Here is a 24,186-nt window from a genome sequence, read left to right as displayed (position 1 = left end):
TCGAAGCGATGCCCCACCCCCCGCTCCGTCGGGCGTGAGGTCCCGAGCCGTGCGGCCGTTCGCCGGTCTGTCGTTCGGGAAGGTCTGGGGCCCGCCTCAGCCCCGGACCTGGTATCCGGCCTCGTCGATCGCGGCACGGACCGACGCGTCGTCGACCGGGCCCTGGCTGGTGACGGTCACCTTCTTGCCCTCCAGGTCGACCGCGACGTCGGTGACCCCCGCGACCTCGCCGACCTCCTCGGTGACGGCGTTGACGCAGTGTCCGCAGCTCATACCGTCAACGGTGTAGACAGAGGTGGTCGTGGTGTCCATGTCGCCTCCTGGGGCTCGTGTGTCGTTCCGGTCCCCAGCGGGACCGTCCTCCCAAGAGATCACAATACCCCTTGGGGGTATACGGATGTCAAACGACCCCCGTCGTCGCACGACCCTCCGGCCCCAGGGCACGGAGAAGGAACGCCCCTGCTCGGCCCGGCTCCGTCCTCGCGCGACGGACGCGGGGGCCGCGCCGGTGTCGACACTCTCTCTCCCGGCGCGTGTTCCAGGCCCCACAGTACCCATGGGGGGTACCGGACGGATCATGACACGCCTGGCCAGGGTGTCGGGGCCCGCTCGCGCACGGGCGTTCGGGGACGGGCTCCGGGCCTCCCCCGAGGACACCCCTCCCCCTCCCCCGCCATGGCAGACCGAAGTCCCCTCCTCGGTGCGGCGCGGCAGGAGGGTTCCAGGAGTGCGGACGGGGGGAAGGGGAGGGGGTCGAAAGGAAGGGGGTTACTCGGGCTTGAGCTCCAGGCGCGCCACCAGGCGCTCACTCGCGTGGTGGTTGCTCAGGGTGAATCCGGCCCGTTGGAACATCTCCACGGTTCCCATGGAGACCTCCGCGCTGGGCGCCCGGCCTCCGGCGGTGTCCACGGGATAGGCCTCCAGGACACGGGCACCGCCGGCGCGGGCGTACTCGATCGCCCCGTCCAACAGCCTGCTGCCCAGCCCACGCCTTCGCCGGCGGGGCGGCAGCCAGAAGCAGACCAGCGCCCACACACCCGGTTCACGGGGATCCACCGGGCGCAGGGAACGCGATCGCGACAAGCGGACGTAGTCCTCACGGGGGGCCACGGACACCCAGCCACAGGGGCCGTCCTCGTCGTAGGCGAGCAGGCCGGGGACCCGCCCCTCCAGGGTCAGACGGCGCAACTCCTCCTTGTTGTCCACGCCGCGTCTGGAGCGCTCACAGGAGACGCTCGCCGTATGGTCCTTGGCGCGCCTGCGAAAGAACGTGCACCAGCAGTGCCCGTACGCTCCGGTCGGTCCGAACAGGTTTTCCAGGTCTTCCCACCGCTCGGCGGTGGCGGGCTCGATTGAGACGATGGACATCGGACTCCCTCGAAGAGACACACGGGCCGCCACAACTGTGATGCAGAACACTAGCGATTATCGGCCGTGACCGAAAGGACACAGATGCACGAAAACGCAATAACTGTAGGGGTTTCGTCACAAAGGCCGTAGTTTGCGAAGCTCGGGGCGGAAGGCACACGACCCTCCGCCCCTCCTACTCCGCTCCGGCCGGGCTCAGGAGGAGACCTCCGCCTTGGTCGCGGGCTCGGTCCTGCCCGGCTCCCAACACTCCACGCCCCTCAGGTCGGGCAACCGGTCCCGCGTGAACACCGGGTCCAGGCCCTGGCGGCGCTGATCGGTGTAGTCCTTGAGCAGCCGTGCCGCGACCGCGGCCAAAGGCGTGATGGCGACCAGGTTGACCAGCGCCATCATGCCCATGGTCGTGTCGGCCAACGTCCAGACCAGGTCGATCGAACCCAGCGCGCCGAGGAAACTGGCGACCAGGAAGAAGACCTTGTAGCCGACCATGACACCGTGGCTGCCGGTCAGGTACTCCAGGTTCGACTCGCCGTAGTAGTAGTTGCCCAGCACCGACGTGAACGCGACCAGGACGATGATCAGCGTCATGAGGTGCAGCCCCCAGGGCCCCAGCGCGGAGGTCACCGCGACCTGGGCCAGATCGCCCTCCACCTGCCGACCGGCGCCCCCCTCGTAGTCGATGAGGATGATGAAGGCCGTGATGGAGCAGACCACGAGGGTGTCGAAGTAGACGCCCAGGGTCTGCACCAACCCCTGCTTGACCGGATGGGTGACCGCCGCGCTGGCCGCGGCGATGGGGGCCGAACCGAGCCCGGCCTCGTTGGAGAACATGCCCCGGCGCACGCCCTGGACGATCACCGTGGCCAGACCGGCGGCGGCGAACTCCCGCACGCCGAAGGCGTGCTCGAAGATCAGCGCGAACATCGCCGGGATCTGCCCCGCGTTCATCCCCACGATGACCACGCCCATGACCAGGTAGATCGCCGCGAAGGACGGGATCAGGGCCTGGGCGGTGTTCGCGATGCGCCGGACCCCGCCGAAGATCACCAGCGCGGTGACCGCCACGACCGCCACTCCGACCAGGACCGACAACCACATGCCCGAACCCGTGCCGAGGGAGTCGGAGGAGTTGGCCACGGCACCGGCGATGGTGTTGCTCTGCACCGCGTTGAAGACCATGGGGAAGGTCAGCAGGAGGACGACGGCGAACAGGACGCCCATCCAGCGCTGCCCCAGGCCCCGCTCCATGTAGTAGGCGGGACCGCCCCGGTAACCGGTGGAGTCCCGGACCTTGTACAGCTGGGCCAGGGTGGACTCGACGAAACTGGCTCCGGCGACGACGAGCGCCATCAGCCACATCCAGAACACGGCGCCCGGCCCGCCCAGGGAGATGGCGACGGCCACGCCCACGATGTTGCCCGTTCCGATGCGGGCCGCGGCCGAGATCATGAACGCCTGGAGGGAGGAGAGGGCCCTCTTGCCGTCGGGCGCGATCTCGGGTCTGCTGCGCAGCGTCCGGAACATCTCCGGCAACATGCGGATCTGGACGAAGCCCGTGCGGACCGTGACATAGAGACTGACCACCACCAGCAGCGGGATCAGTAACCAGGCCCAGAAGAAATCGTTGTTGAACGTGCCGATGGCCTCGGTGAGGCGGGCGCCGAGGGTGGGGGAGGCGTCTGCGACTGACACGGGGGCGGAACTCCTTCGACTTCCGGCAGAGGACAATCGCCCCCACATACCCCTGGCATGGACGGAATCACCGCCGAGAACGCGCTGTGCTCAGATGGTGATGTTCCCGTGACGACGCCCCCGACCCCGGAGGACGGGTCCTGAGGGGAGGACCCGCGGGACCGACCCCTCAGTCCTGGTGGACCAGGTCCGCGTAGGAGGGGTTCTTCTCGATGTAGGCCCGGGCGAACGGGCAGATCGGCACCACCTTGAGTCCACGTTCCCGGATGTGGTCCAGGGACTCGCGCATGAGGAGGCTGCCCACGCCCCTTCCCTCGTAGGCCGGATCGACCTCCACGTGCGGCAGGGCGTACACGCCCTTGTCGATCAGGTGGTAGGCGCAGAACCCCACCACCGTTCCGTCGGTGCTCGCCTCGTAACGCGACCGCTCCGGAACGTCGACGACCTTCAGATCCATGGCACTCCCTGCTCCCTCGTGCGCGCGCAGGAGACTGCGCGTGGGCCCGATGCCCACGTTCCCACACATATCTGCCACGCACACCCTGGGATATCCGCTGTCGACCTCCAGGTCAATGGCCTGCGAGGTAGGGATCGGTGATCCCGCCGGGGCAGGCCAGCGCCTCCACGTCCCATCCGGCCGCCCCCGCACCCGCCTGGTAGGCGCTCTCCAGGAACTCCAGGACGGTGGTCCACGGATCGTCCGCCTCACGCGCGTCGGCGTAGCGCAGCAGCGCCAGGTGCCCGCCACCGCTCGCGACCCACTCGGCCTGGTCGGGGCGCAGCGGTCGCTCGGTGAGCCCTTCGGGCTCGGGAGTGGTGTAGGAGTAGAAACAGGGTTCGGGGACGGTGTCGTCGCCGAACCAGAAACCGAAGCTGACGACCTCCCTCGAATAGGCCTCCCGCACCATCTGCCCGACCTCCTCCGGCTGCCGGACCGGACGCGAGGAGAAGCGGGTGACCGCGATGTCGAAGGTGTGCCAGAAGTGGTGCACGGGACTGGTCTTGCCGGAGAAACCGGCGGCGAACTCCTCCAGCAGCATGTTGACCTGGCTGAGCACTCGCCAGTACCGGTTGGCCTGCTCGGGAACGTAGGTGGCGTGCTCGTGGTCCTGGGCGAACGGGCGGTCGGCGTCGGGCAGGTCGAAGGGACTCGCCGACGGGATACCGCCGTCCACCCCCAGAGCGTCCAACGCCGACTGCAACCTGAGGTAGAACGAGGCCACGCTGTTGCCCTGGAGCGGAAAGGACATCGTGGCCCCGTCCAGGGTCGAGGCGACCAGCTGGTGGCGGACGAAGTCGAAGTCCACCGTGAAGATCGGGTTGCCGTCCCTCAGGCCCATGGGACGTGAGGTGATGCCGCTTCCGGTGAGGTGGAAGGGCACGTGCCACCAGTGGTTGCGTCGTGGACTGTGGTGAAGACGCACCTTGCCGACGATCTGTTCGAAGCGGTGCAGGGTCTGTTTGGTGTCGTACCAGGACTCAAGGGGAAAGGCCGGGAACAGTTCCATGGTCGCTCTTCTCCTCGTCGTGGGCATCGGCTGTGGTGCGGCCCTCGGGGCCGGGGACGTTCCGAGGCGGCGGGACCGGCGTCGCCTCCACTCCCGTCACGGGCGGTTCCGCCCCTGTTCCATCGGGGTGGTCACGGACGCGGACCCGGGTCCGCAGTTCCGGTGATCGGCGGCGTACCGGGCCCCAGTCGTCCTGGCACCGTTCGGCCAGGGAGGCGCGCACCGCGTCCACGACCCTGGCGTAGGGCGTGCCGTGGTCGCGCAGGGCCTCACCGAGCAGCTCCAGCCCCGGTCGCAGACGCGACAGCAACGCCTCCCCCTCGTCGGACCAGGCGGTGAACTCCAACACGACCGCCAGATGGTCGGGGGCCTCGCCGTCGGGTACCGGCCATCCGGCCTCGGCGTAGGTCCCGACGACCTCCTCCGGGGAGAGGTCACAGTGGCGTGTCAGACGCGGGTCCCTGCGGGCGTCGGCGCCGAACACGTGCGTGTGGTGCTCGCACAACCGCTGTTCGGGGGTGGTGGAGGCGTGCTCGCAGAAATCGCGGAGACCGAGGCGGACCGGCCCCCACGGCAGTTCGGCGACCGCCCGCGCCACCAGCGGCAGTCGTTCGAAGAAGGCCTGGTCGGGATAGCCGAGAAGGGAGGAGGCGGCCTGGTGGGTGACCGCGCGTCGATGGGCCCTGCGGGCGGCGCGGTCGGCCTCCAGCCACCGGACCGCACGTGTGCCCGCACGCGCCCTGTCCGGTGCGCCCCTGTCGGCGCCGTCGGCGGTGGTGCTCATGTCTGACCCCCTCACGCGGTGCGGCGCTCCCGCCGCTGCCGTCGTCAGTGTCGCCGTCTGGGAAGGAGTCCGGGGACCGACGATCATCGGTCCCCGGAAGGCCGGGTCGGGCGTCGGGTGCGCCCGGGAGTCACTGTGTGGGAGGACACGGTGGAACACCACCGCTCTCATCACACGAATATGCCTCATCCAGGACGAATGTCACGTGTCACACACCGATACGCACCGAAACCGTCGGAGAACGCCATGTTCACACCACCCCCGGCGCGCCGACCTCGGAAAGACACCGGCCCGCCCACCACGAACCCGTCCCCGGGGGTCCGTGCGGACACCGAGGGGCCGAACACCCCCCACGAGAACCCACCGCCCACACCGGCGGTCTCTTGCGGTCGCCCTCAGGGGGCGACGTCCCGAGCACGGACCAGGGCCGCGGCACGGCTGCCGATCCTCACCCGCTCCAGCGCGCGCACGCCCTCCGGCAACGCGATCCGTCGGGTCCGGGCGCTCACCACCACCACGGCGTGCTCGGGCAGGACCCGCCCCAAGGAGGCCAGCAGTCCCCCCATCGGGTCCCCCTCGGGAACCGCCCCCGCCCAGCGGGTCATCTCGCCGTAGGGCACGTCCGTCACCACCAGGTCGGCCGCCACGGCCCCCTCCAGGGAGAACACGTCCGCCACCGCCGCCTCATGGGGCAGGTCGCCTCCCCGCGCCGCCAGATCGGCCGCCAGGTTCCGCGCGGCCACGGCCCGCTCCACGAACGCCACCCGTCCGAAGTCCCGCGCCGAACGGCGCAGCTCCTCCTCGCGCTCCGCCAGGCCCTCCGCGGTCAGCAGGCGCAGGTTGCGCGCGGCCAGGTGGGCCGCGTCGGCGTCCACATCCGTGGCGCGCACGTGGGTGATCTCCTCCCGGTGCAGCAGGCCCAGTACCGTCGCCAGGTACCCGCTGCCACAACAGGGATCCCACAGCCGCACGGTCTCCCGTCCGACGTGCACCATGGCCCGCTGGAAGAGCTCGCTCGCCAGACGCACCGGAAAACCCGGGAACCCCGGCGCGGACCGCAGGACGTGTCCGCCGGCCAGGGCCGAATTGTCGGTCCGCTCCACGGCGTACCGGTAGCTCAACGTGCCTTCGCCTTCCCGTGTCGGTCGGAGAAACACCGAAGGCCCGGTGCCAGTGGACACCGGGCCTTCCTCATGCGGTCCTGACGGGATTTGAACCCGCGGCCTCCACCTTGACAGGGTGGCGAGCACTCCTAACTGCTCCACAGGACCTCGTTGCGGTACAACTCTAGCGCGACTTTGGAGCGCTTCGTACCGTCGGCCGCCTAAAGTGGCCGACAACGCCCCAGACATCGAGAGGAAACGGCGTGAACGAGTCATCGGCCCCCCTGCCTCCTGGTCCGGAGAGCACCCGGGTCGACCGCTGGCTGTGGGCCGTGCGCCTGACCAAGACGCGCTCGGACGCCGCCCAGGCCTGCCGTGGCGGACACGTGCGCGTCAACGACCGTCCGGCCAAGCCCGCCACCCCCGTCAAGGTCGGGGACGAGGTCCGCGTCCGGCTGCACGGAACCACCCGCATGGTCGACGTGAGCCACGTCATCGAAAAGCGTGTGGGCGCGCCACTCGCCGCCCGCTGCTACGTCGACAACACACCGGCCCCGCCACCGCAGGCCACAGGCCCCGTCCTCAGGCGCGAACGGGGCGCCGGGCGACCGACCAAGCGTGACCGGAGGATGCTGGACCGCCTGCGCAAGGAGTTCCCTCCGCCTTCGCCGTAGCGCGCCCTCAGGCGTCCGCCAGGCCGGCGTGTTCGGCCAGGAAGTCCAGGACCTCACGCGTGGCCCTGGCCGCGTCCTCGTGGAGGTAGCCGTGACGCGTGCCGGGCAGGACCAGCAGTCGCGCGTCAGGGATCCGTTCCGCCAGGAGGACGGCGTTGCCGACCGGGGTGAGGACGTCGTCCTCACCGTGCACGACCAGGGTCGGCGCCTTGATACCGGGCAGCATGTCCCAGCCGTCGTGACCGCTGCTCGCACCGAAGTGCAGGCGCTGGGCCCGCAACGGCCCACGCGGCAGAACGCGGGTGACCGTGTCGGGGTGGGCCGCCGCCCACGCGGGGGTGTAGAAGAGTTCGGCGATCGCGTCGCGCCCCGCCGCCGTCCCGGCCTGGCGCAGCGCCAGGGTGGAGGACCTCGGGCGTTCGACCTCGTGGACGCCTCCGGGCGCGGTGGCGCCCAGCACCAGTGCCCCGACGCGCTCGGGCACCGTGGCCGCGAAGGTCTGGGCGACCTTGCCTCCCATGGAGAAGCCGTAGACGTGGGTGCGGGTGATGTCGAGGGCGTCCAGGACGGCGAGGGCGTCGGAGACGAACAGGTCGAAGGTGTAGGGCTCACCGAGGGGCGCGTCGCTGCCGCCGGTGCCACGGAAGTCCATCCGGACGACCCTGTGGCGCCGGGCCAGGTCGGCGTGCACGCCGTCCCACATCTCGTGGTCGAGGGACTGTCCGTTGAGGAGCAGGAGGGGTTCGCCCTCCCCGAGGACGTCGAACCAGACACGGGTTCCGTCAGAGGCGGTCACATGGCTCACGGGTTCGGACACTACCCAACGAACCGGACACCGAGGGTGCTCCGGGGCCTGGGACCGGCGACGGTGGGAGGCCGTCCAACGCGGGGGCCAGGACCCGGTCGGCGCTGTGGTCTGCGGTTACGTGGCGGGTTCCTCCACCAGGGGCGACCGCCGCCGGCCCCCTCCCCCTCGACCGCGGTACCGCACCGCCTCCTCCACCACCCACCCGACGGTGGCCACGGAGAAGACCACCGCGTTGAAGATCCGGAAGAACCCTCCCGTGCCACTGACCTCATAGGGTTCGAGGACCGCGAGCGGCACCCACACGAGCGCCATCACCAGGTTCATGACTCCCACGACGCGCACGGCACTCCCTTTCCTCGGCGCCGAGGGGGCGGGGGTGGCACCGATCCCCCACGGTAGGACGTTCCGGACCGCACGACTCACACGACCACAGACACCACACGGGGATCGAGCAACGACATGCCCTTCCACCTCGCCACCGAACCCGGCTCACCCGACCGGGACAACGAGGACTTCGTCGCCATCACGGCCGACGGCGCCGTACTCCTGGACGGAGCGAGCGCACCACCCGACACCGACATCGGCTGCGTCCACGGGGTCGCCTGGTTCACCCGCCGCCTGGGCGGCCTGCTCCTCGCCGGAGTCGCCGGTGAGCGGCCCCTGCGGGAGATCCTGGCCGAGGCCGTCACCACGGTCTCAGGCCTGCACCGGGACACCTGCGACCTCTCCGAGCAGGAGACGCCCTCGGCCACCGTGGTCATGGTCCGCTTCCGTGGGCCCCACCTGGAACACCTGGTGCTGTCGGATTCGGTGCTCCTGCTGGAGCACACGGACGGAAGCGTCCAGCCGCTCACCGACACCCGCCTGGACGACCTGCGGGCCGACCTGGCACGGCGCGGACGGCCTCCATCGGCCATACGCGCCTACCGCAACGTCCCCGGCGGCTTCTGGACCGCCGGCGCCGACCCCCGGGCCGCCGACGAAGCCCTGGTCGGGTCGCTCCCCCTCACCGGGCTACGGGGATGGGCCGCCCTCACCGACGGCGCCACCCGGGGTGTGGAGGTCTTCGGCTCCCAGACCTGGGAGGGCTGTTACGCCCTGGGGGTCGGCGCGGGCCCGGCCGCGATCATCGAGCACGTCCGCGCCATGGAGAGCGGGGACCCCGACCAGCGGCGCCACCCGCGCGGCAAGGACCGCGACGACGCCACCGCCCTGATCTGGACACGGGCCTGACCGGCCCCGGGCACAGGGGTGGACGCCAGGTGCCCACGAACGGCCACGAGACGGGGCACGGCGTCACCGTGCCCCGAGGGACCCCGCCACCCCCGCGGCGCCACGGCCGCTCAGCGCCGCCAGCCGGTCTCCCCTCCCGGACCCACCAGGACGGGCTCGAACCCGAAACCGGTGAGGTGCCACGACTCGTGGTCGGGATCCGGGTCGACCCCCAGCACGGTGCCATCGTCGAAGTCCAGGCGCAGGGTGCCGCGCCCGGTGACATCGACTCCGACGACGGTCCTGGCGAACAGACCGAGCAAGGGAGCCAGCCGAGTACCGGTCCCCGGTGTCAGGAGGACCCGACCTCCGGCGGCGTCCGTCAGGGACAGCTCGGTCTCGATGACGAGCTCACCGTCGAGACGGACGCGGCCATCGGAGGCGTGACGGAGGAAGAGGACCCTGACCTGGTGGTCGAAGGACGTCCGTGCGACCTCTGCACCGACCAACTCCACGGGAACCCTCACCGGACCTCCAGCCGCACACGTGGCCTTGCCTCGCTCCGCGCGGGAGCCAGAGGCGAAGGGGCGCGCTCCGGTCTCGCGCCGTCGACGAAGAGCCCCACCGGGTCAGAACCAGGTCTTGGCGAGCAGTTGCAGCGAACGGTCCCGCACGGCGGGGTCGTACGCGTAGGTGACGGTGATGAGCTCATCGGCGCCGGTGCGCTCCACGAACTCCTCCATCCGCGCCTTCACCGTCTGAGGCGCGCCGACGGCCTTGATCCGCAGCATGGGGTGGTCGCGAACGCCCTGTCCGGCGAGCGTCTCCGGATCCACCGGAGGCTGGATCTTCCTCCGCTTCCCGGTCTGGATGTCGAGGAACATCTGCTCCACGACGGTGAACTGCCGCTGCGCCTCCTCGTCGGTGTCGGCCACCATGACGTTGATCCCGGCCATCACGTAGGGCTCGTCGATCTGGGCGGTGGGAGCATCGGTGGTGAAGGCGTTCCGGTACACCTGGATGGCGTCGTCGAGCTGGTCCGGGGCGAAATGCGAGGCCACGGAGAACGGCAGCCCCAACTGCCCGGCGATGGAGGCGCCGTTGACCGTCGATCCGAGCACCCAGATGGGCACCTCGGTCCCGGCCGACACGGCGGACACGATGGGAACGCTGTGGGCGGTTCCGTTCTCACCGAACCAGCCCTGCATGTCGTAGATGTTCTGGGCGAAGGCCTGCGGCTCGGCGGAGGACCGGCTCAACGCCTTCGCGGTCATCATGTCCGTTCCCGGAGCCCGTCCCAGACCCAGGTCGATCCGGTTCCCGTGCATGTTGGCCAGGGTCCCGTACTGCTCGGCCACCATCAGCGGAGCGTGGTTGGGCAGCATCACCCCACCGGAACCGACCCGGATCCGCTCGGTGACCGAGGCGGCCTGGGAGATCAGCAGGGCGGTGGCGCTGGCCGCGAGGTTGGGGGTGTTGTGGTGCTCGGCGAACCAGAGTCGGTGATAGCCCAGCTGATCGGCGTGGCGCGCGGACTCCATCGAGGCGGCGATGGCCTCACTGGCGGTGGACCCGTCGGAGATGGAGACCAGGTCGAGGATGCTCAAGGGCACAGACAACGTCGGAGTTTCCTTATGCTCGCGAAAGTCAGGGGCGTACACCAGGGACAGCCCCCGCCGGCTGTGCTCTATTCCGCCGGTACGACCCCTCGTATGCCACTACGTGCGGTTTCACGCGTACGACGCGCCCCTGTGCGGCGGAGCCGGGTCGAGGGGCGGGGCCTCCTCCCGCAGCCCGAGCGACGGCACTTGCGCCGCCGCCCTGATCCCCTACAGCCCAACTCGGCGACTTCGCCGCCACACCAGCGCCCTCTAAGCTTGCCTCGGTCCCAACTGCAAGACTTGGCGCCACTAGCAGTTCGCCGGCACTTCGCAGCTACAGCAAACAGACACCGCGACCGCACCCGTACCGTGTTCGGCGTCGGGTTCGGGCTGCGCCACATACGGGGCGTCGAAATACGAGCCGCCATCCTGCACGGTGACGCGCACGCTGTGGCCGTGCTCGTGCTCGATGAGGACGCCGAACCCTGCTCCCGGAAGATTGGACGGCGTGTGCTGGACGGCCTTGGTCGCCAGCTCGCTCGTGAGTAGTACGGCATCGTCCACCACCGGGCGATCGACGACGAACGCGCGCACAACCGTGACCTGATCGGGGCGGCCGTAGAACCACCTGTGATGGACCGCGCGCTTGCACAACCCCGCCTGCCGGTGAGACACAGTTGCCGTGGTGTTCCTGGTGTGGTGGCGAACCTTGCCGGACCCTTGCCGCACCTACGCCACCCTGCGTCTGCTCGCTTGCTGATGGCACGTGGCGGTGTACAGGCGCCACTGGCAACCCGTGCCGGCGACCTCCGGACTGACAGAGTTCTACAGGAACGCCACTATTCGCCCGTGTCCGCCGCGCCGGTGTGACTCATGGGTCGGCCAGGTACGCGTCTCATTCGTCACCGAAACCTCCCCGGCCGACTCTGAGCACCGCGTTACCGAACCGGCGCACGGCTTCGCTATCCCCTCCCGCCGCGTCGAGACCAACGGCCCGTGGACATCACCTTGGGCCTCCCCCACCACGACCCCCTGGCCAAGGCGATCAACGTCTTCCCGATGACCCACCACGTGGACCTCGACGCCTTTGGTCATGGGAAGACGTGAAGACGGCTCCTCGTGACTGCCACGGCTGTTCGGAACTCGAGTGCTCGTGGTCGGGATGACCGAGACCGGCAAGGAATCGGTGATTCGGTCCACGTTCTGGACCACGCTCCTCTTCCTGGCCGACGGGACGGCGCAGGTGCGGGCGATCGAGCCCAAGCGCATGGAGCCGACCCACGGGAAGGACCTGTTCGCGCACTACGCCGACGACGGCGAATCCGCCGTGGCCTCGCTGGAACGGGCCGTGGCCGACAGGCGGCAGCGGGCCGAACACTACGTGGGAGAACAGCGCTCCCACATCCCGACCACCGATGACCCGTTCGTCGTGGTGCTGCTCGATGAGGTGGCGTTCCTGCGTCTCGGACGAGGACATCACCGCCATGGCTGAGGGTTACGCGTCGGGCTCCTCCGCTTCTTCACCTGAGGAGGCGGCTTGAGAGCGCGCCTGTCGATGCTGACGGAAGCAAACGACCCCGATGGCCGAGAAACCCAGCGCGGGAATCGGATAGAACCACAGATGAGTGGTCTGCTCCGCGAACCACAGTTGTGTGATGCCTCCACCGGCCCAGAGCAGACCGAAAGACAGGTACAGCCAGCCCAGATAGAGCGGCTTCATCGTTTCACCTCGCGGTTGCTGTCGGGGGGCTCTGATGCCGACTCCCACGGGCAAGAGCACTCGGGCTGAGCGTCTGGCTCAACCCTTGGCGCGTGAGATCGCCGAACAAATCGCCGCCGACAAGGGGGCGTGCATACGGCCGGTCTCCCTCAGACGTACCGACATAGCCACGGGCCAAACCGAGGTGATCGACGTTCCGTGCGGGTCCACGCTGGAATCGCGGTGTCCTGCCTGCGCCAAGCGGAAGAGGTCGCTGCGGCGGACCCAGTGTGAGGAGGGCTGGCACCTGACCACCGAACCCGTGGTGGAACCCGACCAGCCCACCGAGGAGCAACAGGCCTGGGTGGAACAGCGGGCGATGGTCATCGCCGAACGGGACCGCCTCGCCGTCACAGGAACGGCGTCGGCCGAGTACCTGGACTACTGGCTGGAACACGTCGTGCGCGCCGAACGCCGCCCCAAAACGGTGCAGGGGTACGAAGGCGTCATCCGCCGCTACCTCGTCTCCGTCCTGGGGAAGAAACGGCCGGCCAAGCTCACCGCGCGGGACGTGCGGACCTTCGTCACGAACATTCGGCAACTGTGCCAGTGCTGCCGCAACGGCACCGACGCCGCCCGGGACGAACCCCGCTGCTGCGCGCTCCCCCGGCCCGAGTGCTGTGGGCACCGGCTGTCGGCGCGCATGGTGCAGTCGATCCACGCCGTGCTGCGTAACGCCCTACAGACCGCGGTGCGGGAGGAGCTGATCCCGCGCAACGTGGCGTCCCTGGTCAAGGTCTCGCCGCCGCGCTACGCGGTGAACCGGGGCCTGGACGTCGCCCAGTCCCGGCGTCTGCTCAAGGCGTCGGAGAACGACCGGTTCCACGCCCTGTACGTCCTGGCGCTGTGCCTGGGCCTGCGGCGGGGTGAACTGCTCGGGCTGCGCTGGTGTGACATCGACCTGGAGGCGGAACGCCTGGAGGTGGTCCACACCCTGCAACGGGTCGGCGGGAAGCTGTCCCTGGTGCCGCCCAAGACGGAGGACTCGGCGCGGACCGTGCCGCTCCCCGGTATCTGCGCGGACGCACTCAAGGCGCACAGGAAGCGGCAGTTCCTCGAACGCTCGGACGCCTTCCCCGACTGGGAGGAATACGGGCTGGTCTTCCCCTCCCGCAGAGGGACTCCCCTAGAGCCGGACAACCTGCGCCGGAGCTGGGAGCCGCTGCGGCGGGCAGCCAGCCTGGAGGGGATGCGTTTCCACGACCTGCGGCACACGTGCGTGACGCTGCTGCTGAACCTGGAGGTGCCGCCGCAGGTGGTCCGGGAGATCGTCGGCCACAGCGACATCGGGGTCACGATGACCATCTACGCGCACGCCTCGCTCGATGACAAGCGGCGGGCGCTGGGCAAGCTCGGGGACGCACTCGGATGACCGGGTTGCTGTCGCGTAGCTGTCAAAAACGCCCGGGGCCTATCGGCTTCCGGGCGTTCGTGCTGCTCAGTCTGGGTGGCTAGGGGCGGGGTCGAACCGCCGACCTTCCGCTTTTCAGGCGGACGCTCGTACCAACTGAGCTACCTAGCCGCATCCGCCGATCGCTCGGCGGCGGCGGTCCTGACGGGATTTGAACCCGCGGCCTCCACCTTGACAGGGTGGCGAGCACTCCTAACTGCTCCACAGGACCTTGATTCTATTGTCACGCCGACCCGTGGCCTGCGCGTTGCTGCGGTTCCCATTCTGCCAGATCCTCGGCAGTGCTCGAACCGCCTCGTACCCCCAACGGGATTCGAACCCGCGCTACCGCCTTGAAAGGGCGGCGTCCTAGGCCGCTAGACGATGGGGGCCCGTGTGACAGGTCAAGCATAGGGGAGATACCCGACCAACACCAAAGCGGTCATGCCCAACACACCCCTCCTCTTCCGGTCCACGCTCCCTGAGGAACGCACATGTCAGGGTGTGCGCTCGGCCTCGGTCGCCTCGTCCTCGGGGCTCTCCTCGGGTTCGCCCACCGGACGTTGCGGTTCGGGCTCGATCTGCCGCTCCACCTGTGCGGACGTGAGCCCCACGCCGCCGAGGTCAATGTCGTCGCGGGCCTGGAGGCGCCCGGTCTCGGCGTCGAAGTACAGCACCGAGGCCTGGTAGGGGGTCGGGCGACCCGAGCCGTGATCAAGACCACTCAACCCCGCGCCTCCGGTGGACCCCTGCACCAGGAACCTGGTTCCCAGGTCGGTCAGGTAGGTGGACCGTATGTGCTCGCCGCCCGTCAGCACCAGCGGGGCCACACCGTCGAACGCCTCCGCCTGTGTACGCGTGTGCATCAGGACCACGTCCACGTCCTCCTTGGAGTCGATCACCTCCGCGGCCTCCTCCTCGCCCTGGGCGGCCACTCCGGCGGCGTCCGGGTTGAGCCTGGTGGCGTCCGGGGTGAATCTGGGATCCCCCGACCCGTAGAAGGTCAGTCCGCCGACCTCCCGGACGTCGCCGTCCAGGACCACGGCGTTCTCCTGGGCCTCCACCGCGCGCTGCGTGCCCATGGAGTCGTGCTGACCGCGTACCCACACGTACGGAACGTCCAGGCCGCCGATCTCGTCGGCGAACACGTCCTCGGCCGCGCTGCCCCGGTCGGTGAGGTCCCCGGAGTCCACCACCATGTCCACCCCGTACTGCTCCAGCAGGGTGCGGATGATGCTCCACGAGGCCGGGTTCAGTTGGATGTCGGACACGTGCAGCACACGGATCACCGACTCGTCCTCCTCGTACACCGGCAGGGAGGAGGTGGCCTCGTAGAGCGTCGCGACGTTGCCGACCAGTCCCGCCAACTGCTCCTGGTACTGGCTGAACCGGCCCACCACCTCCTCGACGCTGCCCACCACCTGCGGGGCGCCCGCGATCAGGCCCGTGTAGCGAGGCTCGGCGATGGCGCTGGGGTTGAAGGTGTTGGCGGCCACGGCGCCGGAGGCCACGAGCACGCCCAGCGACACGCCCGCGCTGGCCAGGGCGCGCCACACGTTCCGGAAGAGCAGCAGCCCCACCACGGCCGCGCCCAGGGACGCGGCGAGCAGCGCACGCACCACCAGGTCGATCACACCGTCACGCAGGTCCGAGCCGATGCCCGCGGCCATGCGGTTGATGGCGTCGGGGTCGGCGAAGGCCTCCTCCGCCGCGGACAGTCGGATGTCGGAGATGGTCGCCTCGAGTTTGAGGGGGGCGCTGTGGGTGTCGAACGCCAACTGCCCCAGCGGGGCCACGTTGACGACCGTCTCACCGTGCCACTGGGGACTCAGCCCCAGGGTGACGTCCGCCGGCCCGATGGGGGTGAGGACCTGGCCGCCCAGGGCCAGGCCCAGCCAGCCTCCGGCCAACCCCGCCAAGACGACACATCCCCACCTCCACGCACGCCCTCTGCGCAGCCGGTCGAAGGTGCCGCGGAGCCGCTGGAGGGCTCCACGGAGGTCGTACCCGCGGATCGCTTCCCAAGACAACACATCCCCATCATGCCGTCGTGGAGGGCCGTTCCCAATATTTCCTCCCCTCCAGAGTGTTATGTCGCTTCCAGCCGGTCCCGCCCAGACAGCACAATGGCGGTGTGGTGGAACTGACACACAGGGAGTTCGAGGAACTGGTCGCCGACGCCTTGGACCAGATCCCGCCCGAACTGGCGAAACTGATGGACAACGTGGTGATCACCGTCCAGGACGAGTCCCCGGAGGGGCTGCTGGGCCTGTACGAGGGCATCCCGCTGACCGAGCGGGGAGACGCCTACTTCGGTGTGCTGCCCGACCAGATCTTCATCTATCGGCGCAACATCTGTGCCTTCTGTGAGACACGTGAACAGGTGGTGGAGGAGGTACGGGTGACCGTGGTGCACGAGATCGCACATCATTTCGGAATCGATGACGCTCGGTTGCACGAACTGGGCTGGGGGTGACCCTGGGCGACGATGCTCACGTACGCGCCCGCACCCATGGCGATCGCCTACGTGAACTCCTCCATCGAACGCGACGATCCTCCGGATCTCCAGAGGGAAAAACTCGATCCACTTGGACACTCCTTACCCACAGCAACGAATCAGCCACGAATTCCCCCGAACCGCTTGCGACCCAGCTCACCTTCCGGGACGGTTGGTCATTGGGACACGACACAGCGTGATTACAACCCTGTAACAAGTAAGGGAGTGCCGGGTGGCCAATCCGCGCCTCGAGAACACACCTGACAACGGAGACCACGAGTCCTCCAGCGCCCCCGACAACGATGACTGGCGTAGTAGTTACCGCGACGTCATGGCGATCAGTGAGTTCCGCTCCGTCTGGCTCGCGCACGCCCTGTCGATGATCGGCACGAACCTGCTGAACATCGCCACCAGCGTCCTCGTCTTCCAGGTGACCGGTTCAGCACTGGCCGCAGGCGTCACACTGGCCCTGACCTTCCTACCGCCGATCATCAGCCCCCTGATCGCCGGACTGGCCGACCTCTTCCCCCGCCGTCGGGTGATGATCAGCTGCGACCTCGTGCGCGCGCTCGTCATCGTGCCCATCGGTATCCCGGGCATGCCGATCTGGGCCGTCTGGATACTGCTGTTCTGCTCGGTGGTGCCCTCGATCCCCTTCTCCGCGGCGCGAGCGGCGATGATGGCCGAGATCGTCCAGGGCGAGCGTTACGTGGCCAGCACCGCCATCATCCAACTGACCACGCAGATCGGCATCCTCTCCGGTCTGGTCGCGGGCGGCGTGATCGTCACCTTCGCCGGACCCAACATCACCGTGATGTCGACCGGCCTGCTCTTCGTGCTGTCCGCCCTCATCGTGCTGATGGGGGTCAAAGCGCGCCCCTCGCCCCGCGCGGAGGCGGAGGGCGGTCCCGGTTTCCTCGTTATGACCCGTGACGGCGCCAAGCTGGTCTTCAGCGACCCCCGGCTGCGCACCCTGGCGCTGATGGCCTGGTTGGCGGGTCTGTACGGCATCCCCTTCGGCCTGGCCAACCCCATGGCGGCCGAGGTCGGCGCCGGCCCGACCGCGACGGGCTTCCTCATGGCCGGCCCGTCGATGGGCGCCTTCCTGGGCGGGCTCGTGCTGACGCGCGTCATCGCACCGCCCACCCGCATGCGTCTGCTCGGTCCGCTGGCGGTGCTCTCCAGCGTTCCACTCCTGGTCTGGCTGGCCGACCCGCCCCTGTGGCTGATGGTGACGAGCCTGGCCCTGTGCGGCGTCGCGGCCTCCTACCAGTTCGTGGCCAACGCCGCGTTCGTGCTGTGCGTGCCCAAGGAAGGACGCGGGCTGGCCTTCGGGCTGGTCGCCGCGGGGCTCCAGGCCGCGCAGGGTGTCGGCATCCTGATCGCGGGGTTCTTCGCAGAGCAGTTCGGCACCGGCATCGTCATCGCGACGGTCGGCGCCCTCGGCGTGCTCTGCGCGCTGCTCCTGGCGGTTCCGTGGTCACGGATGGCCGGGGAGACCATCGAACGGATGAACGCGACCGAGGAGCCCGCCTAGGGCGAGCAGTGGTGGAACACGTCCCCCTCCTGAGGGCGGGACCCGGGGCCCTTCCCCACGGGAGGGTCCCTTCTTCGTACGTTCGACTCTTCGTACGGTCGGCCTGCTCAGCCGATCCGCCGACGTTCGGCGCCGTGTTCCGCGGAGGTCTCACGGGTCTCCTCGACCTCGCGCTCCTCCCGCGGAACACGCAATTCACGGCGCTTCCACCCCGGATGCGCTCTGAGGGTCCACATCAGCTCTGGCTCGGCTTTCCTTGGAAGTTACGGATGATCTGCTCCAGCAGGGAGTGCTTCTCGCCCTCGGCCGGCATGATCAGCCAGGCCAGGATGTAGACGAAGACGCCGCTGAAGCCGAGGACCGTCAGGACCACGAAGACCAGACGGACGATGGTGGAGTCGATGTTGAGGAACTCGGCGATCCCACCGCACACGCCGGCCAGGTAACGGTCGGATCCGCTGCGTCGGAAGCGCTTGTTCTGATAGCTCTCGTTCATGTCTCCACCCTGCCCGCTCCCCACGACGATTCCCATCCGGGACAGCCCTGGGCCTTCCCTGAAACGCCCCCGAGCCCTCTCGGCGAAGCCCTGAAGTCGAGGCGGGACACTCCGGACATCCCCTCGGGAAAGAGGCGCCAGAGCACCGGAACCGGGGGTCCCCGGTCGTGTCGCACACGTGTGAGAGCCTCAAGGGCCGGTCAGTCATCGGAGGCGAAGGGCCCGTAGGCCTCACCCAGGTGGCGGAAGGCCTCGCGGACCTTGGCACGCACTTCCGCGGCCTCCTCCGTCTCGGAGAAGTGCAGGCGCCTCATGGTGTGGCGCATCACCGACATGGCCGCGGCGGCGATCAGCAGCGGACGGTCGTCCTCGGGGGAGGCGCCGGTCCGCTCCGCGACGGCAGCGGCGAGTTCGGCCTCCATCTCGTAGAAGCGGGCGAGCACGCCGCGTACGAGCTGCGGTTCGCGTTCGGTGAGCTGCCTGCGCAGACGCATGTCGGCGCGCTGCGTGGCGAGGTCGTCGGTGCTGACCAGGAAGCGGATCAGGGCGGTGATGAGGTCCTCGACGAAGTCTCCGGTGGGGCCGCCGTCGACGAACTCCCTCCGTGCCTCCTCGTCGGGGCCCCTGGGGAGATCGTCGAGGAGTGCGTCCTCCTTGGTCCCGAAGTAGTTGAAGAAGGTCCGGGTGGAGACGTCGGCCTCCGCCGCGATCTCCTCCACCGTCACCTTCTCCAGGCCCCGCTCCAGGGTGAGGCGCACGGCCGCGTCCCGGAGGGCGCGGCGTGTGGCCTGCTTCTTGCGTTCGCGAAGCCCCAATGGTCCTCCCCCGAGCACGGTCGACCTCCGCGGCTCGTGCGATGTCCGTCCACGGGCCATTCTCTCAGGAGTCCGCGACCCGTACCGGGGGCATGGGGATACGGCCCCTCCGAAGGGGCCGTACGCACGTCCTACCGGCCGACGAAACGGTGAGGACGGACGTAGACGATCACGCGTTCCTCCTCGGCGTTGCCTCCCGGGTAGGGCTTTCCGAGGTACTTCTGGGACATCTCGTTGATGAAGGCCTTGTCCTCGTCCTCCTCCACCCGATCGACCTCGCCGCGGACCTCCACGTACATGTAGGGGTCGTCGGGGTCGGTGGCCGACACCGAGATCCGACCGTCGCGCTTGAGGTTGCGCAGCTTCTGGCGGGTGGTGGTCTGACTGAACTTGAGGAACCGTCCGTCCCAGTCGATCCATACAGGGCTGGAATGGGGCGCACCGTCCGGCCCCAGGGTGGCCACGTGCCCCAGCGCGGGCTTGCGCAGGACGTTCTGTTGTTTCTCGGAGAAGGCCATGGTGCTCCCTCGATCGATCGGGTGTGTCCTACCGAATACACCAACGCGCCCCTCCACGGACGTGGCGACGCGCCCGAGGAGGGATCGGTTCGCTCACCGTTTCGCCAGGTCAGGGCCGTATGGTGAGAAGTCGGAACACCTGGAACCCTCCTCACGCCGCCGACCACCCGGGCGGGCCCGGCATGGTCTCGGACGTTCCTCCTCGTCCGGGCTCGCAGCACGTCGAGGCATGTGAAGCCCGGACAACACAGAGGGTGATCGGATGGTAGCTTTCAGCGGAGACGTCCTCGGAACTGAAGCTCGGACTACTTGAGGGTCGCAGGGATGAAACGTTTTGAACGCGGCCGTTTCTCCACGGTGGAAAGGGCGGCCCGCTGGGTGCCCTCGCTCCTGCTCCTTGCCGTGATCGTGATCGAGCTGCTGTCTCCGGCCACCAACACGTTCCCGCTCCTGGCGGCCGTCCCCGTGGCCGCCGCTCCCCTGGTGTCACTGGCCTGGACGTTCACCGGTGGTGCGGCGGCCCTCGCCCTGGGGTCGTTCTTCTCCTACCTCCATGGGGGCGGCTCCTTCGGCCGTCCCGAACTGATCAGCCTGGTGACCATCGGCGTCCTGACCCTCGTCGCCGCGTTCCTCAACCGGATCTTCGCTCACGAGCGGGCACGGTTGCGGACGCTCCGCGAGGTGGCGGAGGCCGTGCAGTTCGCGGTGCTGCCCCTGGTGCCCGAGCGCGTCGGAGACCTGACCGTGGCGGCTCGGTACCGGTCGGCACAGAAGGAGGCCCTGATCGGTGGCGACCTCTACGCGGTCCACGACACCCCCCACGGCGTCCGGTTCGTGATCGGCGACGTCCGCGGCAAGGGCATGCGAGCGGTGTCCAGCGTCAACACCCTGCTGGGCAGCTTCCAGGCGGGGGCCTACTACCTGGAGGACCTGTCCGAGATCGTTCGAGGCCTGGACGCTCTGATGCAGAACTTTCCAGGGACGGACTCGGACACGAACTTCGTCACGGCCATCATCGCCGAGGTCTCCTCCGACCATTCCGTGCTGCGCATGGCGAACCGGGGCCACCCGGCACCACTGATGGTCCACGAAGGCACGGTGACCGCCCTGGAACCGAAGGAGCCGTCGTTGCCCCTGGGCCTGGGCCACCTGGCCGAACCGGACGATGTCCCGATGGACTGGTTCGAGCTGCCTCCCGGTGCCACGCTCGTCATGTTCACCGACGGCGTCACCGAGGCCCAGGACCGGAACGGCGTCTTCTTCGACCCCGTCCCCCCGCTCGCCAGGCCTCTTCCCCCGAACCCCACCGTCATACTGGACACGTTGCTCACGGCACTCGCCCGGCATACCGACGACCTCGGAGACGACACGGCGGTGCTCGTGATCACCCGGGACCCGGCCGACCACTCAGGCGACTCCTCGCGCTCGGGGCACGGTGCGGTCGCACACCGACCGTCCGGCTCCTGACGGGTCGTCGAAAGGGGCCCGAACTTTCCTTTTCGCCGGTCGGCCCGGATCCACTGCCTGGTGGTGCTGGAGGGTTCCGACAAGGCGACACCGTAGTGATACTCGCCATAGAGCGGGTGAGGGTGTGGAAGGGTGGGACACAAGCCCCCGTCCCCCGCACGAGTCACGGGTCCGGGGTACCAGGGAGGGGAACAGAACCCGTCTTCACCGAGCGAACCGACCGTCCAGAACCCGTGCTGCTGCGGTAGAGTTGTCCCGGCGCTGGTCCGGACCGCAGTTCGGGACAGTCCACGGGCCTCTAGCTCAATCGGCAGAGCAACGGACTTTTAATAAGCGTGATCACACCGTTTGTCCGTGATAGACCCGCAGTTCAGAGCGGGTTCGGTGGATAAATCGGGTGCCCATTTCACCTTGGTTCCGCTCGATGTATGCTCGCCAGCCTTGCCCGTGCTGCCACTTCCTCGAAGGCCTTCCCTTGTGTGCTCCACTCCGGTTCCAACAGTCTTGGCTGAGACGCCCTCCCCTCGCCCACTAACAGTCCACAGCCACTCTCATGGCGAGAGGGCCCCGTTCGGTTTTCTGCAGTCTCGCTCCCGGGCGCGCCGGTACCGATGACAAAAACAGCGGAGCAGTGACGTTGTGGATTCGGGTATGCCCGAACTGAACACCGCTGGTGACCACCACAGCGAGTACCTGCGTTGTTTGACCCAGCTATCACCGCTGGGAACTACGACTACACGGTGAACACCTGAGCGACAAGGGCGAACCGGACCACTGTACCTGGCCCGTGAACACACCGAACGATCCGGGCAAGCCGCCCTGCGCTTTAAGAAATTCAACCACGAACGTGGTAAGTTTTCTTCAAGTCATCCATGTTGAGAGGTGCCTGTTGCTCAACCTCGCGTTTGAACCAGACGGATACCACGAACGCCTGGCCCGACTGGGAACCTCCTGGCCAGTCATGGACAAGGCCCTACGCATGGGGGAGGCCGGATTGCGTCGAGCCACCGGCGACCACGGCAAATCAGCACCGGGGTGGTACGCCTACCAAGAACGCCTCGCTGGGTTAAGGTCAGAGCAGAAGGCGCGCCATGGCTGGGGGAACGCCTATCACCTGCAGATCGACCTCACGATCAACCCCGAACGCACCCTGGCCTTCCAGACACTCACCGGTGACCACAACACTGGTAACCCGCATGCCACCCCCCACAACAAGCACCCTCGAGGCCCCAACGGTCGCCTTCTTCTAGCTGATGGTCGCGAAGCTGACCAGCTCTCACTTCCCATCGAGGTTTCAGAGCCAGACCCGATGGAACTGGCCGACCTGGACGACGTGCAGGTGTGGATCTTCCTGGCCTACCGCATCCATGAACCGAGCAGGGGGCGCACCGTCTGGCATAGTGAACTGTCCCTGCCCCACCCTCCGGACAAGCGGGGACGCATCCTCAACTGGTACGACCGCATCTACCTGCCCCCGGTAGAGATTGATGCGGTCATCTTCCCTGAGGACGACGAAGGACCAGACGGGGTCGATATCCCGATCGACTTCCGTTGAGACGAGCACCCCGGCCGAATGCACCCGGCCGGCCCGGAAACTGACAGGGCGACACACTATGGCCACGCCATCACGCATCCGACTCGCACGGGAGCGCAGAGCACTGACTCTAACGCGGTTGGCGCAAATGGCCGGAATATCCCAGCAGAGCCTGTCGAACTACGAGAACGCCCACGCCATTCCCACCCGAGAAACTCTGGAGAAGATCGCCGAAGCTCTCGGGTTCCCACCCGCCTTCCTCGGCGCGGACGAGGTCGAAGAAGTACCCTCCAAGGCAGTAGCCTTCCGCGCTCGCACCAAGACCTCGATGCGCAAGCAGAAGGCCGTACGCGCCCAAGCCGCGCTAGCGATCGAGTTCAACGACTGGCTCACCGCACGTTTCACCCTGCCCGAGCCGTCGGTACCCACCTACGGAAAGCCTTCGCCCGAGGCCGCAGCGGAGATGGTGCGGTCCATGTGGGAATTGGGTGACACCGCGGCCCCGAACATGGTGCACCTTTTGGAGGCCCACGGCATCCGTGTGTTCTCCTTGGATACCGAGCACCAAGAAGTGGACGCGTTCAGCTTCTGGCGCGACTCCGTTCCCTACGTGTTCCTCAACACGGCTAAGAGCGGTGAACGCGGACGCTTCGACGCCGCCCACGAGCTCGGCCACCTGGTGATACACGGACACGAACGTCCTCTGAACGGCCCTGAGGCCGAACGTGAGGCCAACCAGTTCGCCAGCGCCTTCCTCATGCCCCGCGCCGACGTAGTGGCCCGTATGCCCGCAGGCAGTCAGGTGGACCAGATCCTCAAGGCCAAGGCCATCTGGCGAGTCTCGGCCATGGCCCTAGCACACCGGCTCCACGACCTAGGACTGCTCACCGACTGGCAATATCGATCCACGTGTCGCCAGCTCGCCGAGATGGGGTACCGGCGCAGCGAACCAGACGGCATTCGCAGGGAGACCTCCCAGGTACTTCCCAAGATCTTCACGCTCCTGCGCAGGCAAGGTCAAAATCCCGCCACGGTGGCCGAACAACTGCACATTCCCCTTACCGAACTGAACAGCCTCATGTTCGGACTGTCCTTCACCTCACAACAAGGTTCGAATATGAGAGGCAAGACCTCAGCACGGAAGCCTGTGCTACGGATCGTGCCCAGCAAATAGACGCCGGGATAGCATGCAGCCGCACTCGGTCATCAGAGTACGCACAAGCCGCTCTGGGCTGGGGCCCACGGCTTCGAGGCCGAGTTCCGGCCCTGGGAACTCCTGTCGTGCTGTAGGTGCTACCCCTGTTCCCCGTTCTGAGAAGTTCTGGGACATGGTAGAGGTATGAAAGACTGCTTCGATGAAGTGTGCGCTGTGCTAGTCCAAAATCCCCGACAACCGTCCCTTCTGCCGCGACCAGAGCGCCCT

General features: G+C 68.1%; 27 protein-coding genes and 4 tRNA genes. 9 read left to right on the top strand and 22 right to left on the bottom strand.

Annotation, left to right across the window (positions count from 1 at the left end):
• Positions 1-96 precede the first annotated feature (96 nt).
• From PFX91_RS03645 to PFX91_RS03610, 8 genes are all read right to left on the bottom strand, one after another.
• Positions 97-312 carry a heavy-metal-associated domain-containing protein gene (locus tag PFX91_RS03645; RefSeq protein ID WP_285729381.1) on the bottom strand — a complete coding sequence of 72 codons (216 nt, stop codon included), beginning with the start codon at positions 310-312 and terminating at the stop codon, positions 97-99.
• 456 nt (positions 313-768) lie between these two features.
• The gene (locus PFX91_RS03640) at positions 769-1,368 is read right to left on the bottom strand and encodes a GNAT family N-acetyltransferase (protein ID WP_285729380.1); all 600 of its coding nucleotides are present in this window, start codon (positions 1,366-1,368) and stop codon (positions 769-771) included.
• Between the two features lie 195 nt (positions 1,369-1,563).
• Entirely contained in the window at positions 1,564-3,108 is a 1,545-nt protein-coding gene (locus PFX91_RS03635; RefSeq protein WP_502888243.1) for an alanine/glycine:cation symporter family protein, read from the bottom strand.
• Positions 3,109-3,229: 121 nt separating this feature from the next.
• Positions 3,230-3,517, bottom strand: a complete 288-nt coding sequence (locus PFX91_RS03630) for a GNAT family N-acetyltransferase (RefSeq protein WP_285729378.1) — start codon at positions 3,515-3,517, stop codon at positions 3,230-3,232.
• Between the two features lie 112 nt (positions 3,518-3,629).
• On the bottom strand, positions 3,630-4,568 hold the full coding sequence (locus tag PFX91_RS03625) for a DUF5996 family protein (protein WP_285729376.1): 939 nt from the start codon (positions 4,566-4,568) through the stop codon (positions 3,630-3,632).
• On the bottom strand, positions 4,540-5,352 hold the full coding sequence (locus PFX91_RS03620) for a nitrate reductase molybdenum cofactor assembly chaperone (RefSeq protein ID WP_285729374.1): 813 nt from the start codon (positions 5,350-5,352) through the stop codon (positions 4,540-4,542). The genes PFX91_RS03625 and PFX91_RS03620 overlap by 29 nt, the downstream gene beginning before the upstream one ends.
• Positions 5,353-5,747: 395 nt before the next feature.
• Positions 5,748-6,473 (bottom strand): rRNA methyltransferase, encoded by a 726-nt coding sequence (locus tag PFX91_RS03615; RefSeq protein ID WP_285729372.1) that lies wholly within the window; start codon positions 6,471-6,473, stop codon positions 5,748-5,750.
• 75 nt (positions 6,474-6,548) lie between these two features.
• Positions 6,549-6,623, bottom strand: a tRNA-Asp gene (locus PFX91_RS03610).
• 95 nt (positions 6,624-6,718) lie between these two features.
• On the opposite strand from PFX91_RS03610, the gene PFX91_RS03605 reads away from it, so the two are divergent.
• Positions 6,719-7,129: an RNA-binding S4 domain-containing protein gene (locus PFX91_RS03605; RefSeq protein ID WP_285729371.1), complete on the top strand. Its 411-nt coding sequence runs from the start codon at positions 6,719-6,721 to the stop codon at positions 7,127-7,129.
• 7 nt (positions 7,130-7,136) lie between these two features.
• Here PFX91_RS03605 and PFX91_RS03600 read toward each other — a convergent pair whose 3' ends face one another.
• Positions 7,137-7,946 carry an alpha/beta fold hydrolase gene (locus PFX91_RS03600; protein ID WP_502888242.1) on the bottom strand — a complete coding sequence of 270 codons (810 nt, stop codon included), beginning with the start codon at positions 7,944-7,946 and terminating at the stop codon, positions 7,137-7,139.
• A gap of 105 nt (positions 7,947-8,051) precedes the next feature.
• The gene (locus PFX91_RS03595) at positions 8,052-8,279 is read right to left on the bottom strand and encodes a hypothetical protein (RefSeq protein ID WP_285729369.1); all 228 of its coding nucleotides are present in this window, start codon (positions 8,277-8,279) and stop codon (positions 8,052-8,054) included.
• A gap of 117 nt (positions 8,280-8,396) precedes the next feature.
• Between PFX91_RS03595 and PFX91_RS03590 the strand changes: the two genes are divergently transcribed.
• Positions 8,397-9,170, top strand: coding sequence for a protein phosphatase 2C domain-containing protein (locus PFX91_RS03590; protein WP_285729368.1), 774 nt, complete (start codon positions 8,397-8,399; stop codon positions 9,168-9,170).
• Positions 9,171-9,280: 110 nt separating this feature from the next.
• Here the strand turns inward: PFX91_RS03590 and PFX91_RS03585 are convergent, their stop codons facing one another.
• The 3 genes from PFX91_RS03585 to PFX91_RS03575 form a co-directional block, all read right to left on the bottom strand.
• Complete coding sequence (locus tag PFX91_RS03585; protein ID WP_285729367.1) at positions 9,281-9,676, bottom strand: DUF6188 family protein; 396 nt, start codon at positions 9,674-9,676, stop codon at positions 9,281-9,283.
• A 102-nt stretch (positions 9,677-9,778) separates the two neighbouring features.
• Entirely contained in the window at positions 9,779-10,762 is a 984-nt protein-coding gene (locus PFX91_RS03580) for an LLM class flavin-dependent oxidoreductase (protein ID WP_285729548.1), read from the bottom strand.
• Positions 10,763-11,059: 297 nt separating this feature from the next.
• A complete protein-coding gene (locus PFX91_RS03575) occupies positions 11,060-11,344 on the bottom strand; it encodes an ATP-binding protein (RefSeq protein WP_285729366.1) in 285 nt (94 codons plus the stop codon).
• Between the two features lie 568 nt (positions 11,345-11,912).
• On the opposite strand from PFX91_RS03575, the gene PFX91_RS03570 reads away from it, so the two are divergent.
• Positions 11,913-12,242 carry a hypothetical protein gene (locus PFX91_RS03570; RefSeq protein WP_285729365.1) on the top strand — a complete coding sequence of 110 codons (330 nt, stop codon included), beginning with the start codon at positions 11,913-11,915 and terminating at the stop codon, positions 12,240-12,242.
• 3 nt (positions 12,243-12,245) lie between these two features.
• On the opposite strand, the gene PFX91_RS03565 is transcribed toward PFX91_RS03570, so the two are convergent.
• A complete protein-coding gene (locus PFX91_RS03565; RefSeq protein ID WP_285729364.1) occupies positions 12,246-12,470 on the bottom strand; it encodes a hypothetical protein in 225 nt (74 codons plus the stop codon).
• A 34-nt stretch (positions 12,471-12,504) separates the two neighbouring features.
• Here PFX91_RS03565 and PFX91_RS03560 point away from each other — a divergent pair, with 34 nt between their 5' ends.
• The gene (locus PFX91_RS03560) at positions 12,505-13,881 is read left to right on the top strand and encodes a replication initiator (RefSeq protein WP_285729363.1); all 1,377 of its coding nucleotides are present in this window, start codon (positions 12,505-12,507) and stop codon (positions 13,879-13,881) included.
• 76 nt (positions 13,882-13,957) lie between these two features.
• Here the strand turns inward: PFX91_RS03560 and PFX91_RS03555 are convergent.
• The 4 genes from PFX91_RS03555 to PFX91_RS03540 form a co-directional block, all read right to left on the bottom strand.
• A tRNA-Phe gene (locus PFX91_RS03555) sits at positions 13,958-14,031 on the bottom strand.
• Between the two features lie 25 nt (positions 14,032-14,056).
• Positions 14,057-14,131: transfer RNA gene (locus tag PFX91_RS03550), tRNA-Asp, on the bottom strand.
• 87 nt (positions 14,132-14,218) lie between these two features.
• Positions 14,219-14,291: transfer RNA gene (locus PFX91_RS03545), tRNA-Glu, on the bottom strand.
• Between the two features lie 105 nt (positions 14,292-14,396).
• On the bottom strand, positions 14,397-15,929 hold the full coding sequence (locus tag PFX91_RS03540) for a metallophosphoesterase family protein (RefSeq protein WP_285729547.1): 1,533 nt from the start codon (positions 15,927-15,929) through the stop codon (positions 14,397-14,399).
• A gap of 104 nt (positions 15,930-16,033) precedes the next feature.
• On the opposite strand from PFX91_RS03540, the gene PFX91_RS03535 reads away from it, so the two are divergent.
• Both PFX91_RS03535 and PFX91_RS03530 read left to right on the top strand, forming a co-directional pair.
• Positions 16,034-16,375, top strand: coding sequence for a metallopeptidase family protein (locus tag PFX91_RS03535; protein WP_285729362.1), 342 nt, complete (start codon positions 16,034-16,036; stop codon positions 16,373-16,375).
• A gap of 253 nt (positions 16,376-16,628) precedes the next feature.
• Positions 16,629-17,933, top strand: a complete 1,305-nt coding sequence (locus PFX91_RS03530) for an MFS transporter (protein WP_285729360.1) — start codon at positions 16,629-16,631, stop codon at positions 17,931-17,933.
• Between the two features lie 107 nt (positions 17,934-18,040).
• Here the strand turns inward: PFX91_RS03530 and PFX91_RS03525 are convergent, their stop codons facing one another.
• The 4 genes from PFX91_RS03525 to PFX91_RS03510 all read right to left on the bottom strand — a co-directional run bounded on the left by PFX91_RS03525 (position 18,041) and on the right by PFX91_RS03510 (position 19,762).
• On the bottom strand, positions 18,041-18,169 hold the full coding sequence (locus PFX91_RS03525) for a hypothetical protein (protein ID WP_285729359.1): 129 nt from the start codon (positions 18,167-18,169) through the stop codon (positions 18,041-18,043).
• Positions 18,169-18,429, bottom strand: coding sequence for a PspC domain-containing protein (locus tag PFX91_RS03520; RefSeq protein ID WP_285729357.1), 261 nt, complete (start codon positions 18,427-18,429; stop codon positions 18,169-18,171). The genes PFX91_RS03525 and PFX91_RS03520 overlap by 1 nt, the downstream gene beginning before the upstream one ends.
• Positions 18,430-18,629: 200 nt before the next feature.
• The gene (locus tag PFX91_RS03515) at positions 18,630-19,244 is read right to left on the bottom strand and encodes a TetR/AcrR family transcriptional regulator (RefSeq protein ID WP_285729355.1); all 615 of its coding nucleotides are present in this window, start codon (positions 19,242-19,244) and stop codon (positions 18,630-18,632) included.
• 131 nt (positions 19,245-19,375) lie between these two features.
• Positions 19,376-19,762, bottom strand: a complete 387-nt coding sequence (locus tag PFX91_RS03510; protein ID WP_285729353.1) for a PPOX class F420-dependent oxidoreductase — start codon at positions 19,760-19,762, stop codon at positions 19,376-19,378.
• Between the two features lie 324 nt (positions 19,763-20,086).
• Here PFX91_RS03510 and PFX91_RS03505 point away from each other — a divergent pair, with 324 nt between their 5' ends.
• From PFX91_RS03505 to PFX91_RS03495, 3 genes are all read left to right on the top strand, one after another.
• Positions 20,087-21,229: a PP2C family protein-serine/threonine phosphatase gene (locus PFX91_RS03505; RefSeq protein ID WP_285729352.1), complete on the top strand. Its 1,143-nt coding sequence runs from the start codon at positions 20,087-20,089 to the stop codon at positions 21,227-21,229.
• A gap of 889 nt (positions 21,230-22,118) precedes the next feature.
• Positions 22,119-22,784, top strand: a complete 666-nt coding sequence (locus PFX91_RS03500) for a hypothetical protein (protein WP_285729350.1) — start codon at positions 22,119-22,121, stop codon at positions 22,782-22,784.
• A 58-nt stretch (positions 22,785-22,842) separates the two neighbouring features.
• Entirely contained in the window at positions 22,843-23,937 is a 1,095-nt protein-coding gene (locus PFX91_RS03495) for a helix-turn-helix domain-containing protein (RefSeq protein ID WP_285729348.1), read from the top strand.
• Positions 23,938-24,186 lie beyond the last annotated feature (249 nt).

It is taken from the genome of Nocardiopsis sp. ATB16-24, assembly GCF_030271535.1.
Taxonomy (GTDB): Bacteria; Actinomycetota; Actinomycetes; order Streptosporangiales; family Streptosporangiaceae; genus Nocardiopsis.
Note: the sequence above shows the minus strand (reverse complement) of the source record. Positions and strands in the feature narration are given on the sequence as shown.

Bases quoted from the DNA above. Each gene is read 5' to 3' on its own strand.
- PFX91_RS03645 (WP_285729381.1), bottom strand. From the start codon at position 312: ATGGACACCACGACCACCTCTGTCTACACCGTTGACGGTATGAGCTGC.
- PFX91_RS03640 (WP_285729380.1), bottom strand. From the start codon at position 1,368: ATGTCCATCGTCTCAATCGAGCCCGCCACCGCCGAGCGGTGGGAAGAC.
- PFX91_RS03635 (WP_502888243.1), bottom strand. From the start codon at position 3,108: ATGTGGGGGCGATTGTCCTCTGCCGGAAGTCGAAGGAGTTCCGCCCCC.
- PFX91_RS03630 (WP_285729378.1), bottom strand. From the start codon at position 3,517: ATGGATCTGAAGGTCGTCGACGTTCCGGAGCGGTCGCGTTACGAGGCG.
- PFX91_RS03625 (WP_285729376.1), bottom strand. From the start codon at position 4,568: ATGGAACTGTTCCCGGCCTTTCCCCTTGAGTCCTGGTACGACACCAAA.
- PFX91_RS03620 (WP_285729374.1), bottom strand. From the start codon at position 5,352: ATGAGCACCACCGCCGACGGCGCCGACAGGGGCGCACCGGACAGGGCG.
- PFX91_RS03590 (WP_285729368.1), top strand. From the start codon at position 8,397: ATGCCCTTCCACCTCGCCACCGAACCCGGCTCACCCGACCGGGACAAC.
- PFX91_RS03570 (WP_285729365.1), top strand. From the start codon at position 11,913: ATGACCGAGACCGGCAAGGAATCGGTGATTCGGTCCACGTTCTGGACC.
- PFX91_RS03565 (WP_285729364.1), bottom strand. From the start codon at position 12,470: ATGAAGCCGCTCTATCTGGGCTGGCTGTACCTGTCTTTCGGTCTGCTC.
- PFX91_RS03560 (WP_285729363.1), top strand. From the start codon at position 12,505: ATGCCGACTCCCACGGGCAAGAGCACTCGGGCTGAGCGTCTGGCTCAA.
- PFX91_RS03525 (WP_285729359.1), bottom strand. From the start codon at position 18,169: ATGTGGACCCTCAGAGCGCATCCGGGGTGGAAGCGCCGTGAATTGCGT.
- PFX91_RS03520 (WP_285729357.1), bottom strand. From the start codon at position 18,429: ATGAACGAGAGCTATCAGAACAAGCGCTTCCGACGCAGCGGATCCGAC.
- PFX91_RS03510 (WP_285729353.1), bottom strand. From the start codon at position 19,762: ATGGCCTTCTCCGAGAAACAACAGAACGTCCTGCGCAAGCCCGCGCTG.
- PFX91_RS03505 (WP_285729352.1), top strand. From the start codon at position 20,087: ATGAAACGTTTTGAACGCGGCCGTTTCTCCACGGTGGAAAGGGCGGCC.
- PFX91_RS03495 (WP_285729348.1), top strand. From the start codon at position 22,843: ATGGCCACGCCATCACGCATCCGACTCGCACGGGAGCGCAGAGCACTG.